The sequence below is a fragment of the Microbulbifer okhotskensis genome, assembly GCF_023895975.1.
Lineage (GTDB): Bacteria > Pseudomonadota > Gammaproteobacteria > Pseudomonadales > Cellvibrionaceae > Microbulbifer > Microbulbifer okhotskensis.
In genome coordinates this window covers 1-973 of sequence record NZ_JALBWM010000310.1, presented here as the reverse complement: position 1 = coordinate 973, position 973 = coordinate 1, and the positions used below count along the sequence as shown (strand labels likewise).

Annotated in this window: 1 protein-coding gene; it reads right to left on the bottom strand. The window is 38.8% G+C overall.

Annotated elements, in window-relative coordinates:
- Positions 1–644: 644 nt before the first annotated feature.
- Complete coding sequence (locus MO867_RS22230; RefSeq protein WP_252473237.1) at positions 645–884, bottom strand: hypothetical protein; 240 nt, start codon at positions 882–884, stop codon at positions 645–647.
- Positions 885–973: the final 89 nt, after the last annotated feature.

The following is a 973-nucleotide window of genomic DNA, read 5'->3' as shown; positions in this document are numbered from 1 at the left end:
CTCCGGTATAGAGTATGGGGGCATGAGCAGTTACACAATTTAAATTACAGCCTCCCCCTTACCAGGCCCGCAGAATGTATAACAAAAACTAATGTAACCTACACAGTATCCAATAACCATCAAGGCAAGAGTAGGTTTTTACTACCCTTGCCTATAAAACCTCCCCCAACTCTCACATAAACCACTGACCATCAGCTGGCCTGGGCTAGGCACAAAAATTCTCCAGTAATATCTAGCCCTTCAATGATTCACTACTTACTTAAACTTTTAATATCAATCAAGATATCCATCTTCATCGTATGCACATATCGTATCACTGGATTGCGGCAACCAACCATATTCTTTGAGAAGTTCAGACCTAAGACCTCGATGCCAATGTTGAACTGTTATACAAGGTAGTAAACCTTCTTCAGCTATACGGTGAACCAACCCAGTAACTATATAGATGTTATTAGTAGATCTATCAAGAATATGTGAAGAATCTAGGAGTTCACCCACTCTTGGGATATAACTAGATTCAATAAATACAGGCTCACCAATGAGACTATTGTTTTTTGTAAAGTGCTGTATTCTAATCTTTGGCATAACTCTAAAACCCGAAAATAAGTACTATCTATAAACTACTTCTTTCACCCAACATGCAGCTATTGGTAAGACTCATCACTAACAATAAAAGCATTTTTATCAAAAACCTTCTCAGCCTGCTCCTTCAGCTCACGCTTATATAGCCTCAAGGCTACAATATCGTTCAAGGCGTCAGCACCTTCATCAGAGTCTTCACCAAACTGCTCCACCCTGCTTAAAAGCTCATTTTCTCTTGCGTGTAAAGACATCCACAACAAACTAAAAGTACTTCTATCAATTTTTAACTCTAACTCTCTCATAATTATCCCATCTGTTTCTTAAAGACTTTCTTACAACAACACTTCGGACAGTTTCATACAGCTATAGCCCCATAGTCACTGTACTGCTC

What these genes read in the sequence shown, in the direction of transcription:
- MO867_RS22230 (WP_252473237.1), bottom strand. Translation starts at nt 884, where the DNA reads ATGAGAGAGTTAGAGTTAAAAATTGATAGAAGTACTTTTAGTTTGTTG.